The following is a 16216-nucleotide window of genomic DNA, read 5'->3' as shown; positions in this document are numbered from 1 at the left end:
TTATTGGTAGAAGCTGCGCGCCAAAGAGCCCAACAACAGATGCCAGCCATCAGCCAGCACAAAGAGCATGAGCTTGAAGGGCAGCGAGATCGTCACGGGCGGAACCATCATCATCCCCAGCGACATCAAGACACTGGCAATTACCAGGTCGATGATCAAAAAGGGAATGAAAATCGTAAACCCGATCTGAAAGGCGGTTTTCAGCTCGCTGGTCACAAAGGCAGGCACCAGGACGCGCAAGGGTACATCTTCGGGCGTTTCCAGTTCAGCCACGCCCGCCATATCACCAAACAGCTTCAAGTCGGCTTCGCGGGTCTGGTGGAGCATAAAGGTTTTCAGGGGCTGGGCGCCTTGCTCCAGCGCGGTCTCAAAGCTGATCTTGTTTTCCGACAAGGGCTTGTAGGCATCTTGATACACCTGATCAAAGACCGGCGACATCACAAAAAAAGTCAGGAACAGGGCCAGACCGACCAGCACGGTATTGGGGGGAGCGCTACCGGTGCCCATGGCGTTGCGCAGCAGGCCCAGCACAATGATGACGCGGGTAAAGCCGGTCATCATCAACAGTGCCGCTGGCAAAAAGGACATCATGGTCAGCATGGCCAGCGTCTGGATGCTGAGCGACCAGGTTTGCGAACCGTTAGGGCCGGCGGTGCTGGTGATGGCCGGAACAGCCTGGGCCCAGGTATCGGCAGGCAGCAGCAGGCTTAACAAGGCCAGAAGCAGCAAGGTGCCAATGCGCAGGGCAGGGGAAAAAGGTGCGGTCATGAGACGTCAGCGAGGCGCGCGGTGCTGATCCAGATGAGCCTGGAAGTCAGGTTCTGGTGCAGCGGGCGTTTTGGTGTGGAGCAGGCTGATTTGCTGAGCGGTGATGCCAATCAGAACTTCGCGGTCGTCAATCTGGATCAAGGCCACGCTACTGCGTGGCCCCAAGCGTTGGCTGTCCAGAATTTTGATACGTTGCTGGTTTTTATGCTTTAGCAGCCCGCCTCGGCGAGCGGCCCAGGCGCCTGCCAGAATCAAGCCTACGACCAGCAGCAGGCTGAGCATGATTCTGACGAGCTGAGCCTGTTCCATGGTTTAGCGGCGGCCGTTCAGACGTTGGATGCGGTCCGATGGGGTCACAATGTCGGTGACACGAATACCGTATTTATCATCGACCACCACCACTTCGCCCTGGGCGATCAGGTAGCCGTTGACGTAGATATCCAGCGGCTCGCCAGCCAGACCGTCCAGTTCTACTACCGAGCCTTGGCCCAGTTGCAAAATATTCTTGATGGTCAGGCGCGTGCGGCCCAGTTCTACCGACAGCTGGACGGGGATGTCCATAATCATGTCGATATCGGTGCCTGTGGTTTCCTGAGCCTGTTCCAGCGCGGGAAACAGATTGCTGGCGGGCGTTGGTTCGTGCACAGGGGCGGCTGCGCTTTGCTCGGCCAGGGCTGAAGCCCAGTCATCGTCCAGGGGCTGCTCCAGTCCTTGGGCTTGAGTGCTGCTTTGGCCAGCTTGTTGCTCAGCCATGGCGGCTGCCCAGTCGTCCTCGGGTGCAGACCGGTCGTTAGGGTTGTGAGGGTCGCTCATAGGGACTTACCTTTAGTCAAATCGCTGTCGTTGGTGGCCAAGATATTCTGTACCCGCAAGGAATAACGGCCGGCGGAGGTACCGTACTGGCACTCCAGAACGGGCACGCCATCCACGTGGGCTTCAATGAGGTTGGGGATTTCAATCGGCAGCACGTCATTGACCTTTAACTTAGTCAGTTGGGCAATGGTCATGTCGATGCTGACGAAGTTGGCAATCAGTTCGACCTCGGCGCTGCGCACCTGGCGCGAGAGCTGGTGCGTCCAGCGCTGGTCAATGGCATTGGTGCCGCGGTCTTGCAAAGGGCGGGTCAGCAGGTCACGCACCGGCTCGATCATGGAGTAGGGCAGGCAGATGTTCAGATTGCCGCCCTGGGCACCAAATTCAATGTTGAATGAGGTCACCACCACAATGTCGTTGCTGCTGCTGATGCTGGCAAACTTGGTATGCATCTCCGAGCGCATGTACTCCGCTTCCAGCGGGTAAATGGACTCCCAGGCGCCGCAATAGCTCTCCAGCGTCAGGGTTAGCAAGCGCTGGATAATGCGTTGTTCAGTGGTCGTAAAGTCGCGGCCTTCAACACGGGTGTTGTAGCGGCCATGACCACCAAACAGGCTGTCGATAATCAAAAAGACCAGATTGGGGTCGAACGTGAACAGCGACACACCGCGCAAGGGCTTTAGGGCAACCATGTTCAGGTTGCTGGGCACAGGCAGGTTGCGCTCGAAGTCCGAGTATTTCTGAATTTTGATCGAGCCGACAGTGATGTCCGCGTTACGGCGCATGAAGCTGAGCATGGTCGAGCGCAAGCGACGGGCAAAGCGCTCGTTGATCAGCTCCAGCGTCTGCATGCGGTGACGCACCACCCGGTCGGGCGAGGTCAGGTCGTAGGCTCGTACGCCGGTCAGGTTTTCATTTAAGGGCTTGGTGTCAGCGCCTTCGCCGGTAACACCGGCCAGCAGTGCATCGACTTCGTCTTGGGATAGGAAGCTCTGATACGACATTTATTGGATGACAAAGGCGGTGAACAGGACATCATTGATGTGCGGTACAGCGGGGTTGGGCGCGTAGGGCTCTTTCAAACCGGCGCTAAGCTGTGCAACCAAGGCTTGACGTCCTTCGGAGGTCTGAATGTAGGTTGGACGCTGTTCAGCCAGAATCTTCAATACGCGGTCACGCACCATGGGCATGTATTCCAGCAGCATGGTGCGCGAGCCGTCATCTTGCACACGCAAGGTGATGCCCACGTACAAAATGCGCGAGCGGCCGTTGTCGTTCAGGGTGACGGTAAACGGATCAAGTGGCGCAAAAATAGGTTTGGCGCTGGGCTTGACCACAGGAGGCTCGTCCGGAGCCGGGGCAGCTTCTACTGCTTGGCCTTTGTCGGCCCAAGCCAGCCAGGCAGGCGGGCTGCTCTGTTGCCAGGAGTAGTACAGCGTTGCGCCCACGCTGGCGGCGATAATAAACAGAACCAGCAGACCGGTTTTCATCAGGCGTGCAAGTTTGGTGGGTGCTTTTCGGGCCATGTGATGTGAGCGATGGATTTTTTTAGCGTAATACAAACAGACAAACGCATGTCGGGCCTGAGCCTGACTGCATGCCTGAGCTATTGTGCCGGAGGTAAGACAGGACAGGCCCGGCGAATAGACGCTGCTTTTCGAGCTTAATCATGCTTTTTGCCGGGCTAGATGTGGGACCTTGAATCAAGCAAAGGTATCAACAAGGGCATTGGGGTCCAGCACACGGGTAACGGTGCTGCCTGCCAACTGGCTGCCCTCATCCAGGCCGCCGTGGCCGTTCAGGCTGAAGGCGGGTTGATCACCCTTATTGCTGCGGGCGGCCAATTGTTCTTGGAAAGCCTGGTGTGAGGCGTGCTGGTCGCCCACATCTGCCTGGCCAAGAGTCAGACCGTTGTCGGCAAGCTGCTGCTGAAGTTGCTGCAAAGACTGCTCCAGCGCCTGACGCACCTGCGCGTGAGGGGAGGTAATCATGGCGTGGGTGATGCCATCTTGCATTTGCAAGGTAATGCGCAAGGGGCCCAGTTCGGGCGGGTCCAGGCGAATATCGGCACTTTGAATGCCGCCTTGGGCTTGTTGAGCCAGCGTAATCAGCTGACGCCCCAGCGCTGCGCCCCATTCGGGCGATTGCACCGGCGTTGCAAGGGTCAGGCTCATGGGGCCGGGCAGAATGGCTGGGCTGGGGGCCTGGGCAGAAACGCCGGGTGTCGCGCTCAGTTGGGCCAGCAAACCGGCATCCAGAGCGGGCAGGTTCAGGTTCGTGCCTGCGCGCGCATTTTCGGCCATTTGTCGGCCAAAAGCGGCCAGTGAAGCAGCGGCTTCATCGGCAAAACGAGCCTGCGACGATGCTGCATGGGTAGCAGCCACTGCTTGGGCGGCGCTGCCATTCAAGGACAGCGCTGCATTCGAAACGGCTTTACGGGCGGGTGTTGCTGCCAGCGGATTGTTGCTGTCCATGGCTTTGGGCAAGGCCAGTTCAGCGCTAAGGTCAAATTTGCTATCGGTTTCAGCGGCTTGCACAGGGCCAGTCTGAATTTGGCGCTGGGAGCTGTTCAATTCCGAGGCCAGGTTCTGACGAGTGGACACGTGAGCCAGGTTCAGCTTGGCATCATTCGGAGCTGTCTTGGGGTCTGCTTTGCCATTTTTAATGGCTTGCACTTGCGACAGAATCGACAAGGCCACCGCGGGCAGGCCGCTGTCCGCCTGAGCTTCCAGTGCTTCTTCGGTGTCTATGTCGGCAGCGATCAGCAAGGCCGCCGGATCTTGGCTTAAAGCGTCCAGATCAACTTGCTCTGCCAGCTCAGCCACGGATTCAGCCTGCTTGGTGCCGTCTACGGGCGCTGCTGCTTCCTGGGTGTTTTGCTTGGCTGCTGGTGTTTTCTGCCCCGCTTTGCTTTGCACATGCTGCTGCTGATTGTGCAGATGCTGGGCAAAGCCTTCTTCTTTGGGCGCATGCGCAGCTGCAGGCCCCGTTGTCGTGCTCACGGGAGCTTGGGGCGCAGCGGGAGCCGCGGGTAAAACCGAAAGAGTGGGCGAAGTCATGGCGGCGCTTGCTTAATAGGCGGTCTGGCTACGGATAAAAAGACGCGCAGCAATTTCATCGCTGCTGCGTTGTTCCATTCTTTGTTGCTGCACTTGCTGGGTTTGGAGACGGCGGTCAATCAAGGTTTCATACGCCTTCAAGCGTTGCTGATGGCCGTACCAAGCTTGGCGTCCTTGCTCCATTTTGTCTTCCAGCGATTGGATAACCGTATTTTGCTGGGTAATGGCCTGATCCAATGTCACGATAAAGCGGCGGAAATTGTGATAGTTCGCCATCGTTACCCCCGTTTGGCCCACATCCAGCAGGCGCTGGGCATAGTCTTGACGATAGGTTTGCAACATTTCCAGCTGGGATTGGGCAGCATCGCGCTGGTTACGTAGTTCCTGCAGCTCGCGGGCGGCTTCGTCCACCTTGTTCTGGCTCAGATCAACCAGCGTATGTAAAGAAGCGTTGGCTTTCATGTCTATTGCTCGCTATTAAGAACGGCATTCAACTCGTCAAAGGCGCGTGGAACGTCCACACGTTGCTGCATGCCCTGGCGCAGATAGGCTTCCAGCCAGGGGTAACGGTCAATGGCCAAGTCAATGGCCGGATCATTGCCCCGCGTGTAGGCACCCACGGCAATCAGATCCCGGTTGCGTTGATAGCTGGAGAGCAAGCCCTTGAAGCGGTGTACCAGCTTGATTTGTTCCGGATCCACAATGCTGGGCATGACCCGCGAGATCGAGGCTTCGATATCAATGGCAGGGTAGTGGCCGGTTTCGGCCAGACTGCGCGAGAGCACGATGTGGCCGTCCAAAATGGCGCGGGCCGAATCGGCAATCGGGTCTTGCTGGTCATCGCCTTCGGTCAGCACGGTGTAAAAAGCGGTAATCGAACCGGACCGTCCCTGGGCATTGGGTTCGCCGTTCCCCGCGCGCTCGACCAATGCCGGCAACTTGGCAAAGACGGAAGGGGGATAGCCCTTCGTGGCCGGTGGCTCGCCAATAGCCAGGGCGATTTCACGCTGGGCCATGGCATAGCGGGTCAGCGAATCCATGATGAGCAGCACATTCTTGCCTTCATCACGGAAAAACTCGGCCAGGCGGGTGGCGTAGACCGCGCCTTGCAAACGGAGCAGGGGGGAAACGTCCGCCGGGGCGGCAACCACCACCGAGCGTTTCAGGCCTTCCTCACCCAAGTTGTGTTCGATGAATTCTTTGACTTCCCGGCCCCGCTCGCCGATCAGGCCCACCACAATAATGTCGGCCTGGGTATAGCGGGCCATCATGCCCAGCAGCACACTCTTACCTACGCCCGAGCCAGCAAACAGGCCCATGCGTTGGCCGCGACCGACTGTCAGCAGGCCGTTGATGGCGCGTACGCCCACGTCCAGCACGGTGTCGATGGGGCTGCGTTTCAGCGGATTTGGGGTGGTGTGGCTGAGTGATACGCAAGAATTAGCATCAATGGGTCCCAGACCGTCCAGCGGATTGCCACTGCCATCAACGACTCGGCCCAGCAAACCAGGGCCAACTGGGACGTGTCGGGAGCGTGCCTGCACGGGCACGCTGTCAGGTTGATCCGTGTCGGGCAAGGAAACCGGCGGCTGCAATTGCGCTTCCACCGGTACCACTCGTGCACCGGGAGGCAGACCAGAGATTTCGCTCAAGGGCATCAGGTACAGGGATCGACCTTCAAAGCCAACGACCTCAGCTTCGGCCCAGATGTTTTGCGCGGCAGACAATTCCACTTTGCAGGCAGCGCCCACCGCTAATTTCAAGCCCGTTGCTTCCAGAACCAGTCCAGTAGCGCGGATCACCCGGCCACTGCGTAAGGTAGGTTCAATAGCTTGTACCCGCTGCTGTGCGGACAGCATTTGGGCACGCCAGCGTTCGGGGGAGGAAGCCAGGGGCGTTGCCATTTATGGCTCCTGCGTACTTGGCAAACCCAGGCTGGCCAGGGCGCGTTTCCAGCGGGTGGCAAAGGTGGCATCAATGTCGCCGTAGCTGGAACGGACACGGCATTCACCACGTTGCAGCTGGGAATCTTCTTGCAAGCGCCAGGCACGTGGCTCGCCTTGTTCGATCAGAAATTCACGCACCAGACTGATATCGTCCGGGTTCAGGGTGATCTCCAAGGCGCTGGTGTCACCTGGGTCACTGCGCAGCACCTCCGCGACCAGATCACGAATACGAGCGGGCTCGGCCTTGATGGTGCTGTGCAGCACGTGTTCGGCAATGCGAGTGGCCAGCTGTATCAGCGATTGCCCCAACTCTTGGTCCATGGTGTCAATGGCCTGGGCGCAATTGCGGTTCAGTGCCACGAATTCCTGGATGTACTGATCAATTTGTTCTTGGGCCTTGGCCATGCCTGCTGCCACACCCGCTTCATAGCCTTGAGTGTGTCCGCTTTCCTGGCCTGCTTTCAAACCAGCCGCATGGCCTTGATTGAAACCGGCTTGGTAGCCTTCGGTGTGCCCGGCCTCTTGAGCCTGTGCGCGCTGGTCGTCCAACTGCCGTTGCAGTTCTTCGTCCGTGGGCGGAACAAACTCGGGTTCTTCCGGTTCGCTGGGCAGGACGGGATCATCCAGCCCCTGCATTTGCCAGCGGCTCCAGCTTTCCTGAAGGTCAGAGTAGGCGGAGACTTTACGATGGCCGGACATTTACAAGCTCCGGCTCGTGTGAAAGCCGCCTGGCTTAGTGAGCCGGCGCTGGGCGTTGGACGAGTGGGCAGACAAGGCTGCGTTAGACATACTCGTCCCCGCTCAAGCCGCCCAACGTAATCTGGCCAGCTTCGGCCAGACGACGGGCCACTTGCACAATGGCTTTTTGTTCCTGTTCCACCTTGGACATGCGGATCGGGCCTTGCGCATCGATGTCCTCGCGCAGCATTTCGGCGGCACGGTTGGACATATTGCGGAAGAACTTGTCGCGCAGCTCTTCGGGCGCACCCTTCAGTGCAATCGTCAGTGCAGAAGTCTCGATTTCTTTGAGCAGCAGCTGGATGGCGATATCTTCCACATCGGCCAGGTTCTCGAACACGAACATTTCGTCCACGATGCGCTGGGTCAGGTCGGCATCCATGCTGCGCAGGCTGGTCAGTACCGATTCTTCCAGGCTGGCGTTCATGTAGTTCAGCATTTCTGCAGCCGTACGTGGACCACCCATCTTGCTGCGTTTGGCGCCTTGGCCAGACAGCATGGAGTTCAGAACTTCAGTCAGCTCGTTCAGCGCAGTCGGTTGTACGCCGCCAAAGGTAGCAATACGCAAGACCACATCGTCGCGCAAACGCTCGGGGATATGCCCCAGAATGTCGGCTGCGCGGTCGCGCTCCAGGTGCACCAGAATGGTGGCAATAATCTGTGGGTGCTCGTCGGCAATCAGCTCGGCCACGCTGGAGGCATCTAGCCAGTTCAGCGCATCGATGCCACTGCTGGCGCCGTCGCCGTTTTCCAGCAAGTCCTCGATCAGGCCGGCAGCGCGATCTGAACCCAGGGCTTTGGTCAGTACCGAGCGGATATAGGCGTTGGAGTCCAGGGCGACTGCCATGAACTGGTCGGCCTCCTGGCGAAAGCTCTCCAGCGCCTCGTCCATATCGGCACGGGTCAACTGTTTCAAGGACGCCATCGCGGTACTGAGTTGCTGCACTTCACGTGGCGAGAGATGACGAAACACCTCTGCGGCGGCATCTTCCCCCAAGGACATCATCAAAATAGCACTGCGTTCGATGGAATCGTCCGGTTTAGCCGTTTTCATTTTTTTCATCTTTGTTCAACCAGGAGCGCAGCACCATAGCCACTGCGCGTGGGTCATCGTGAGCCATCGTGCGGGCGGTGTTCAGGTTCTCTTCGTAGCGGCTCATTTCAGCAGCGCGCTGTTCGGCGGCCTGTTCACGTGCCGATTCTTCTTTTTGACGTTCAACACGGGCGTCCGCCACCGCCTTGGCCTGAATCAGGCCTTGAATGATGGGGTTGATGACGATGCGCCATGCCATAAACAGAATGAATGCAAAGACCAGATACTTAACCAGTTCCATGGCGAGCTCGCGGTACTCCGGATTTTTCCAGAAGGGGGTATCAATATCGCCTTGCTCGTTGAACTGACCGTTCACCACGCTCAGGCTATCGCCTCGGTCAGCTGAGTAGCCGACGGCTTGTTTGACCAAGTCGCTGATCTTGTCCAGTTCTTCCTGGGCCAGCGGCTCATTGTCTTTATCGGTACTGCGGTAGTTCACCACCACGGCCACAGACAGGCGGCTCAGTTGCCCCAAGGGACCTTTGACGTGGCTGATGGTGCGGTCCACTTCGTAGTTAACGGTGGAGTCATTACGCGCATTGCCGGTGTTTTGCAGCAGGCGGGCCTGTTCGGCCAGTGATACCAGGGAAGGATCATTGCTGGCGGCTGCGCTGGCTGTTGTGTTGTCGGCAGCCTGTGCTGTGGCGGTCTGGGCGCCGGCAGGCGCATCCGGCTGCTGAGGCTGATTCGGCGCAGCGGGCGGGTTGACCAGATTGGCTGTGGCATTGGCAGGAGCCTGGTTGCTCAAGGCACCGGGCACACCCTGTGGCTGCTGCGGGTTGCGCTGCAAGGATGAACTGGTTTGCTGGCTGCGCACAGCGGCCTGGCCTGGTTGCTGATTGGGCTTGTAGACCTCGGAGGTGTGTTCGCGACGCGAGAAATCAACCTCTGCCGTTACCTGGGCACGTACATTGCCTGCGCCCACCAAGGGGTTCAGCAACGTCAAAATACGCTGGACCGCACGGTATTCAATGTCGTTTACAAAGTTACGCTGCTGATTGTCAGCACCCATCTCGCCAGTCGGCGCTGTCAGCAAACGGCCATTCTGATCAATGATGGAGACTTTGTCGGCATTCAGATTGGGCACGCTGGAAGAAATCAGCCAGCTGATGGCCGATACCTGGCCTTCGCTCAGGTCCCGGCCCGGATACAGCGACAAAACCACGGAAGCCGTTGGGGACTGGCGATCGCGCACAAACAAGGTTTCGCGCGGCATGGCCAAGTGAACGCGTGCTTCCTTGACGGCATGCACGGCCTTGATGGAGTTAGCCAGCTCACCTTCCAGGGCGCGTTGATACGTGACCTGTTCCGTAAATTGGCTGGCACCGAATCGGCTCTGGTCCAGCAGCTCGAAACCGGCATTGCCAGCGCGGGGTAAACCCTGGGAGGCCATTTGCATGCGTATATCGTGCACGCGATCCTGGGGAACCAGAATGGCGGTACCAGTGCTGTTGAACTGGTAGGGTACGTTCATCTGGCCCAAGGCCGAGACAATAGCACCCCCATCGCGGTCGTCCAGATTGGAGAACAGAACCTGGTAAGTAGGGCCGCGGCCCCACATCAAGAGGGCGACAATCAGAGCAATCAGCGCGGCACCTAGCCCGATCAGCACCACTTTGGGGAGTGCGCGAATCGCGTCGTAGCCAGGAAGTTTGTTCAGCAACTGTGCTGTCTGACTCATGGGTGACCTTGGTGAGGCAGAGGCGGGGTTCTGCATGGAATCAGGGGAGTTCAAATCAGGACGGGCTCAGGCAGCAAGAGGAAAGGGGCGGTGGGCATGAACGAATCAGGCTCTTTACACCGGCATACTGGCAATTTCTTGGTAGGCGGCCACTAAGCGGTTGCGTACCTGGACGGTGGCCTGAAAGCCAACGCTGGCTTTTTGCAGGTCAATCATCACATCATTCAAAGAGATCCCGGGTTCGCCCATTTCAAAGGCTTGTGCTTGCGTATTGGCGGCGTTCTGAGCCTGGGATACCCGGTTCAAAGAGCGAGCCAGTTCGGCAGCAAAGCCACCTGGGGCAGCACTGCTGGCAGAAGAGGACACAGAACTGCTTGCCCCCGCTGCTTGAGCGACTGCACGCATCTGGGACAACAGGTTTTCAATGCTGGAAAGATTGGAGATCGACATATTTGCTTGCCAGAAAGTCAGGATGGGCCGCGCGCACAGGTGCAGGCAGCTTGCCGTGCTTAATGTAACGTCTGGCGCAGCAGACTAAGCAGGGTATCTATCGCCAAAAACAGGGGCTTTTCAGCCCTTATGAAATAGGACGCTCAGGGTTTTGGGGCGTCGTGCAGCGCTTCTAAGGCTTGTGTGGCCTGGGGATGGCCCTGTTCAAGTGCGTAGAGCCAGGCCAGTAATTCGGCCACTGCCTGGTATAGCTGAGCAGGGATGTGACGATCCAGATCCACCTGCATGAGCAGACCTACCAGCTCGGGGGACTCGTGCACGTACAGGCCGTGCTCGCGTGCCGTCTCGACAATTTTCTCAGCCAAGGTGCCATAGCCTTTGGCAACGACACGGGGGGCTCCGTCCTTGGGGTCATAGCGCAGTGCCAGAGCCTGTGGGCGATGGCCGGTGGAGTCAGGGCTCATCGGACGGTTCCTGCGGCAAAGTGGATTCGGCTTCAATCTGCAATTGGCTCAACACCAGACCTTGATTTTGCAGTCGTTCGCGTAGCGGCAAGCTGTTTTCGTCCAGATAAGGGGCAGACTGATCGGACTGGATGTGAACCAACAATTGCTGATTCAACAAATTCAGCCGCAAAGTAATGGGTCCCAGTGTGGGCAAATCCAGTTGCAAGGTGCTGGACCAGTGCTCGGTTTCGTCTTCCGATTGGGCTGGATGTCGCTCTACAGTCCAGTCCATCTCGGCCTCGGGCCAGGCCTGACCTTGCCACTGCAAGCTTTGGTGGGCCAAGGTGTCCAGTTGCTGGCGCACCAGCATGGCCTGGGCGGGGTCTTGGGGCGCAGCGTGGGTATTACTGTTTGGGCTGGTGGTCGTTGTGGTGATCTCGGCACTGGCGGGACGATTCAGGTTTTGGGGCTCTTGAGCGAGCTCGGCCGCGCTGCGTTGCCCAAAGTGCAGATCACTTAAATGAGACTCATAGAACAGACCGCTGTGTTGCAGAGCCTGTGGCAGAGCCTGAGTGAAATGTTGGGCAAGGGCGGCGGTGCTACTGGTAGGTAAGGCATTACCCGCAGCTGTTCCGGCTGCAGCCGTACCGGCGGGATGACTGGCGCCCGCTGCACCGGTGCCAGCGGTAGAACTTGCGGCAGAGCTAGTATTGCCGCTCGTGCCGGTGGTGCTTCCAGGCAAGGGCAGCCTTTGCTGCGCCAAAGTGGCTATCGTGCTGGCATTGGTCTGCGCGGTTCCGGCTCTGCTGCTTGTGCTGCTCTCTGCGGCTGGCCGGCCCGAGTCAGCGCCCTCGGCCTGTGCTTTCAGGTTGCCGCTCAATAAGGGCTGACGACCTTGCACGGCAGGGGCCCGATCAGGAAAGCGTTCCAGCAAGGCCAGAATCAGTTGTGCCGTACGCCCCAACGTGGTGGGAGCCGAACTGGTGCTGGCCGTATTGGGGCCGCGTGAACCTAGTGCGGGATCGGTGGAGGTCTGGCCGCTTTGGGTGCGCAGATTGCGGCTATCACGGCCCTGAGTATGGGCACGGGCTTGGTCTACGCTTTGGCGTTGATCTCTCGCGGTCTGGTTTTCTGCGCGATCCGGGCGCTGAGCGCCCGGTGTCTGGCTGATGGCGTCCGGGCGGGCGCCGGTCGCAATATTGCTCTGCTGTGAAGTGCTGATACCCAGGACAGCATCAAGCCGCTGAATAAGCAGCGTCCCCAGGGGAGAGGGGCCGCCTATGCTCATGGATGGACGCTAGGGCTGTAATACGCTTGCAATACAGTTTGCTGACGCTTCATATTGCCCAGCAGCGCACCCAGGCGGCTCAATTCGGGCATGGCCAGATGGCGGATCTGCGCATCATCTTCCAGGATTTGGGTCAGCAGGTGGCGACGTGCCTGTTTTTCCGTCACGGACAAGTCTTCCATATTCTTGAGCTTTTCCACGGCCAGTTGATAGTGTTCGGATTGTTCGAACACATCCTCCCAACGTGCCGTTTGGGCTAGCTCCAGCATATGACGGGTAATGCTGGCGATAATTTGATATTGATCGACGATTGGGCTAGGGGTATCGCTCATGTTCATACCAGGCGCTAAAGGCGCAAAGGAGGTTGGAGGTGCCGGCCGGTACGAATACCGACCTGCGAGCCCCGGAGTCAGGCTGGCTGCTTGGCACGTTGCTTATCAACATTGCTGCGCCAGGCATCGGCAATATTGGTCAACATACGTTCGGCCAGTGTCAGCTTTTCCGCATCATTGCGAAGATTGGCCAGCATCAGGTTTTGCAAAATCAAATCGTAGGTTGCGACGAGATTGCGAGCCAGCTCTCCGCCCTTTTCGGTATCGACGGCCATTTTCAGGCCGCTATCGACAATATCGATGGCCTTGGATAATGACTGCCCCCGCCCCGCAACATTGCCCTGTTCCATATGTAGGCGGGCTTGCAATATAGCTGTGCGCGCACCGTTAAATAACAGGGTAATCAAGTGTTCCGGGCTGGCGCTGAGCACCTCGGTTTCCAGGCCTACTTGTGCGTAGGTCCGTGCCGATTGTTGTCCAAAACGACGGGAAGGGGCAGGATAGCTCATAAGGGTTTACTTGCTGTTGTTCATATTGCCCAGCATGGATAACTGCTGGCTCAAATAGTTACTGGTGCCTTGCATGCGGTTGATCATGACGTCCAGCTGGACGAATTGCTTGCGGTAGGCTTCCATCTTGTTCTCGATACGCAGGTCAGCGGCATCGAACTGATCTTGCAGTTGCTTGCCTACTTTTTCGGCGCCTTCCTGGGCGCCGTCAATGCGGCCACCTTTTTTGATGAAGTCGTCTGCGGCGGAATGTACACGACCAGCAATGCTGTTATCGCCCACAAACATATTCTTGACGTCCGCCATATTGGTCTTCAAGACCTCGTTCAGCTTTTTCTCGTCCAGCTGCAGATCGCCCGTTTTGGGGTCGATATTGATGCCCAAGCCGACCAGAGAGCGGATTTCACCTTCGCCAGGAACGTATCCCAGAGTGGCATCACGCATGGCATTGTGAGCTTCACGTGCCATGGAATCACCCGTCAGGGCAGAGCCTTGTTTCAAGTCAACGTTGTAGGCGGTCAGGGCGCGAACGGCTTTGTTGAACTTGTTGTAGGCCGCCACATAATCTTTAATTGCGTTGGTGGCTGCGGCATCGTCTTTCGTGACTTCCACATTGATCGGGTCGTCACTGGCTTTGGTCAGCGTGATTTCCAGACCTTCAATCGTGTTTTTCAGCGTGTTGCTCTGGCTGGTGATGACAATGCCATTGACCGTCAACTTGGCATTGAGCGCTTTAGTCTGCTCAAAGCCACTGGCTGCTGGGTCGGCTGCATCAAAGGTGAGCATGTCGGCCAAATCATCATTGCCGTCCACGCTAATGGAGCTGATCGAGGCTGCTTCGCCAGTTGCACCCGCGGACAACTGCAAGCGGTAAGGCTCGTCGGGGTCGCCAGTGTTGATAATGGTGGCTTTCATGCCCAGCTCTTCGTCGGCATTGATGGCGTTCATTATGCCTTGCATGGACGTGTCTTTGCCCTGCATGTCCAGCGTGTGTTCTTTGCCATTGGCAAGGCGAACGGTGATTTTTCCGCCTTCGCCGATTGCCGTATCACGTGACTCGTGAGCCGAGGCCGTCAATGTCTGGCGGGTCGCCAGATTATCAACTTTGATAACGTATTGACCAGGAGCCGCTTTGGAGGAGCCGGTCACTTTGATGTTTTCGCTATTGGAGGCCACTTTGACCGCGCCAAACGAATCTTCCGAGTTCAGCGTCCCGGCGGCTGTTTGCAGCTCTGCCAGGCTGCTCTTGAGTTGACCGTAGGCCGAAATCTTGTTGGTATTGGCAACCTGACGGTTCTGAATGACGGCAAGGCTCTTCTTTTCCGTTTTGCGCAGATCTTCCAGCAGTTCGTCCAGCTTCAGGCCTGAACCTACGCCAATTGCAGAAATAGCCATATCAAATACTCCTGTAGTGTCCTATTTTGTCGCGAATGTGCCGCGCGCAAAGCCCATGTCAATGGGAAGTTTCGATGCTAGTTTGGTTTTTATACCTTCACGCTGATCGCGTTGCCCTGCAACTGAACGATCATTTTGGCGATCTGAATCACCGCGTCGGAAGGCACCGTGCGCAGCACTTCGCCCGTTGAGTTGTCCACAATAGACACAACCAGGCGCTGGGCCTCGTCATCCATATTGAAACGAATGCCGGTAGACCAGGCTTGCAAGGAATTGTTGATCTGGTCCAGGGTGTCGTCCAGCGTATTGACCACCCCAGGGATGGGTTCACGCTTGTCTGGCCAGCGTTGCTGCAGCTGGGTATCGGTACCGCTTTCTTTGACGGGGGTGACCGTTGTGGCCGCCGACGGTGTCGGGGTGCCGGGGTTTTGCTCCACAGGGGAAGCCAGGGGCACCAAGGCCGTCGTTTGAGATGAAACTGAGCTGATCATGACATCACTCCAGAAGGGACTTGGTGGCAGGCCAATAAAGTCGGGCAGGGCTTGGCACCTGTAACGTTTCAATTACGGCATGCAGGCGCGTATCTTTAGGAGTTATTTTCTGTTTGATCCTTGTAAAGCCTGAATAGGATGGCGAAAGACTGTTTAATTTGGGGACTGTCCGGCTAGGTGCGCAGGCAAAATAGCTCAATCTATATTGTCCGGATTCGCGCCAGTCCATGCCTTGTTCTGAAGACGTCCTGGTTGAGCAGTACGCCCCCTTGGTGCGCCGTCAAGCGCTCCAGCTCGTGTCGCGCCTGCCTCCCAGTGTCGAGTTGGATGATCTGATGCAGGCCGGCATGATGGGTTTGCTGGATGCGGTACGCCGCTACCAAGTGGTGGCCGAGGCTCAGTTTGAAACTTATGCCGTCACCCGCATTCGGGGCGCCATGCTGGACGAGCTGCGCAGCCAGGACTGGTTGCCGCGCAGTGTTCGCACCAAGGCTCGTCAGATTGAAGTGGCTGTCAGTGCCTTGCGCCAGCAGTTGCTGCGCGAACCTAGCGAGCCGGAAATTGCCCAGGCACTGTCCTTGAGCATGGATGATTACTACGAGCTGCTGGATGAGGCCGTTGGGGTTCAGGTCATCCACTACGAAGACCTGAAGCGTCATTCAGATCCGTCAGCCGATGCGCTGGAGTTTCTGGAAGACAGCACCCGTGAACAGGCGTACTTTGATAATCCGCTGAACCTCTTGACCTCTCAGGGCTTGCGGCAGGCGTTGATCACTGCCATTGACCAACTGCCGGAACGGGAAAAACTGCTGTTCGCATTGCAGTTTGAGCAAGATTTGAACCAAAAAGAAATTGCTCTGGTGTTGGGTGTGACCGAAGGGCGCGTTTCCCAATTACGTAGCCAGGCCGTAGCCCGCATTCGTGCCAGCTTGGCTAAAGATCAGTGGGACGCCATCTCCGATAGCGCGGAGTTTCAGGTTCTTCTATAAACCGGCGGTTTTGGGTTTAGGCTTTTTTCCTTTCTGTGGCCAAACAGGCGTTTTTCTCAATGCTCCTGTCTTTGCGTACGGCGGGAAAAAACCGGTACCCATGCTGAGCCATAATCGGCCCGCTTTTTATATGGTGATTCCGCGCTTGTTTGAGGAATTGGTTGAGGAAATGGCTAACCGAGACCTGGATGACTTGGTGTGTCGACGGCTGGCAGTAA

The 16216-nt window shown here is 57.6% G+C and carries 19 protein-coding genes; 1 reads left to right on the top strand and 18 read right to left on the bottom strand.

The genetic code is table 11. The annotated features are described in order from the left end of the window. From fliP to AC1RSM_RS08160, 18 genes are all read right to left on the bottom strand, one after another. A complete protein-coding gene (gene fliP / locus AC1RSM_RS08245; protein ID WP_492931267.1) occupies positions 1-768 on the bottom strand; it encodes a flagellar type III secretion system pore protein FliP in 768 nt (255 codons plus the stop codon). A gap of 6 nt (positions 769-774) precedes the next feature. After that, positions 775-1077: a flagellar biosynthetic protein FliO gene (fliO, locus tag AC1RSM_RS08240; RefSeq protein ID WP_492931265.1), complete on the bottom strand. Its 303-nt coding sequence runs from the start codon at positions 1075-1077 to the stop codon at positions 775-777. A gap of 3 nt (positions 1078-1080) precedes the next feature. Next, positions 1081-1581, bottom strand: a complete 501-nt coding sequence (gene fliN / locus AC1RSM_RS08235) for a flagellar motor switch protein FliN (protein WP_492931263.1) — start codon at positions 1579-1581, stop codon at positions 1081-1083. Further along, positions 1578-2585 carry a flagellar motor switch protein FliM gene (gene fliM / locus AC1RSM_RS08230; RefSeq protein WP_492931261.1) on the bottom strand — a complete coding sequence of 336 codons (1008 nt, stop codon included), beginning with the start codon at positions 2583-2585 and terminating at the stop codon, positions 1578-1580. The genes fliN and fliM overlap by 4 nt, the downstream gene beginning before the upstream one ends. Then, a complete protein-coding gene (locus AC1RSM_RS08225; RefSeq protein ID WP_492931260.1) occupies positions 2586-3107 on the bottom strand; it encodes a flagellar basal body-associated FliL family protein in 522 nt (173 codons plus the stop codon). Between the two features lie 177 nt (positions 3108-3284). Next, a complete protein-coding gene (locus AC1RSM_RS08220) occupies positions 3285-4640 on the bottom strand; it encodes a flagellar hook-length control protein FliK (RefSeq protein WP_492931258.1) in 1356 nt (451 codons plus the stop codon). 12 nt (positions 4641-4652) lie between these two features. Continuing rightward, a complete protein-coding gene (fliJ, locus tag AC1RSM_RS08215) occupies positions 4653-5102 on the bottom strand; it encodes a flagellar export protein FliJ (protein WP_492931256.1) in 450 nt (149 codons plus the stop codon). A 2-nt stretch (positions 5103-5104) separates the two neighbouring features. Next, positions 5105-6544 (bottom strand): flagellar protein export ATPase FliI, encoded by a 1440-nt coding sequence (gene fliI, locus AC1RSM_RS08210; protein WP_492931254.1) that lies wholly within the window; start codon positions 6542-6544, stop codon positions 5105-5107. Continuing rightward, on the bottom strand, positions 6545-7285 hold the full coding sequence (fliH, locus tag AC1RSM_RS08205; protein ID WP_492931252.1) for a flagellar assembly protein FliH: 741 nt from the start codon (positions 7283-7285) through the stop codon (positions 6545-6547). A gap of 82 nt (positions 7286-7367) precedes the next feature. Continuing rightward, positions 7368-8378 (bottom strand): flagellar motor switch protein FliG, encoded by a 1011-nt coding sequence (gene fliG, locus AC1RSM_RS08200; protein ID WP_492931500.1) that lies wholly within the window; start codon positions 8376-8378, stop codon positions 7368-7370. Then, on the bottom strand, positions 8365-10098 hold the full coding sequence (gene fliF, locus AC1RSM_RS08195) for a flagellar basal-body MS-ring/collar protein FliF (RefSeq protein ID WP_492931250.1): 1734 nt from the start codon (positions 10096-10098) through the stop codon (positions 8365-8367). Before fliF ends, fliG begins: the two co-directional genes overlap by 14 nt. A gap of 114 nt (positions 10099-10212) precedes the next feature. Further along, the gene (fliE, locus tag AC1RSM_RS08190; RefSeq protein ID WP_492931248.1) at positions 10213-10548 is read right to left on the bottom strand and encodes a flagellar hook-basal body complex protein FliE; all 336 of its coding nucleotides are present in this window, start codon (positions 10546-10548) and stop codon (positions 10213-10215) included. A 143-nt stretch (positions 10549-10691) separates the two neighbouring features. Beyond that, the gene (locus tag AC1RSM_RS08185) at positions 10692-11012 is read right to left on the bottom strand and encodes an EscU/YscU/HrcU family type III secretion system export apparatus switch protein (protein WP_492931246.1); all 321 of its coding nucleotides are present in this window, start codon (positions 11010-11012) and stop codon (positions 10692-10694) included. Further along, complete coding sequence (locus AC1RSM_RS08180) at positions 11002-12282, bottom strand: flagellar hook-length control protein FliK (RefSeq protein ID WP_492931244.1); 1281 nt, start codon at positions 12280-12282, stop codon at positions 11002-11004. Before AC1RSM_RS08180 ends, AC1RSM_RS08185 begins: the two co-directional genes overlap by 11 nt. Then, on the bottom strand, positions 12279-12614 hold the full coding sequence (locus AC1RSM_RS08175) for a flagellar protein FliT (protein WP_492931242.1): 336 nt from the start codon (positions 12612-12614) through the stop codon (positions 12279-12281). Before AC1RSM_RS08175 ends, AC1RSM_RS08180 begins: the two co-directional genes overlap by 4 nt. Before the next feature lie 77 nt (positions 12615-12691). After that, on the bottom strand, positions 12692-13123 hold the full coding sequence (gene fliS, locus AC1RSM_RS08170) for a flagellar export chaperone FliS (RefSeq protein WP_492931240.1): 432 nt from the start codon (positions 13121-13123) through the stop codon (positions 12692-12694). 6 nt (positions 13124-13129) lie between these two features. Further along, positions 13130-14518: a flagellar filament capping protein FliD gene (gene fliD / locus AC1RSM_RS08165; RefSeq protein ID WP_492931238.1), complete on the bottom strand. Its 1389-nt coding sequence runs from the start codon at positions 14516-14518 to the stop codon at positions 13130-13132. Between the two features lie 89 nt (positions 14519-14607). Continuing rightward, positions 14608-15009 (bottom strand): flagellar protein FlaG, encoded by a 402-nt coding sequence (locus AC1RSM_RS08160; protein ID WP_492931236.1) that lies wholly within the window; start codon positions 15007-15009, stop codon positions 14608-14610. Between the two features lie 227 nt (positions 15010-15236). Between AC1RSM_RS08160 and AC1RSM_RS08155 the strand changes: the two genes are divergently transcribed. Then, positions 15237-15998: an RNA polymerase sigma factor FliA gene (locus tag AC1RSM_RS08155; RefSeq protein WP_492931234.1), complete on the top strand. Its 762-nt coding sequence runs from the start codon at positions 15237-15239 to the stop codon at positions 15996-15998. Positions 15999-16216: the final 218 nt, after the last annotated feature.

The organism is Alcaligenes sp. GW821-FHT11D07 (genome assembly GCF_058808495.1).
Note: the sequence above shows the minus strand (reverse complement) of the source record. Positions and strands in the feature narration are given on the sequence as shown.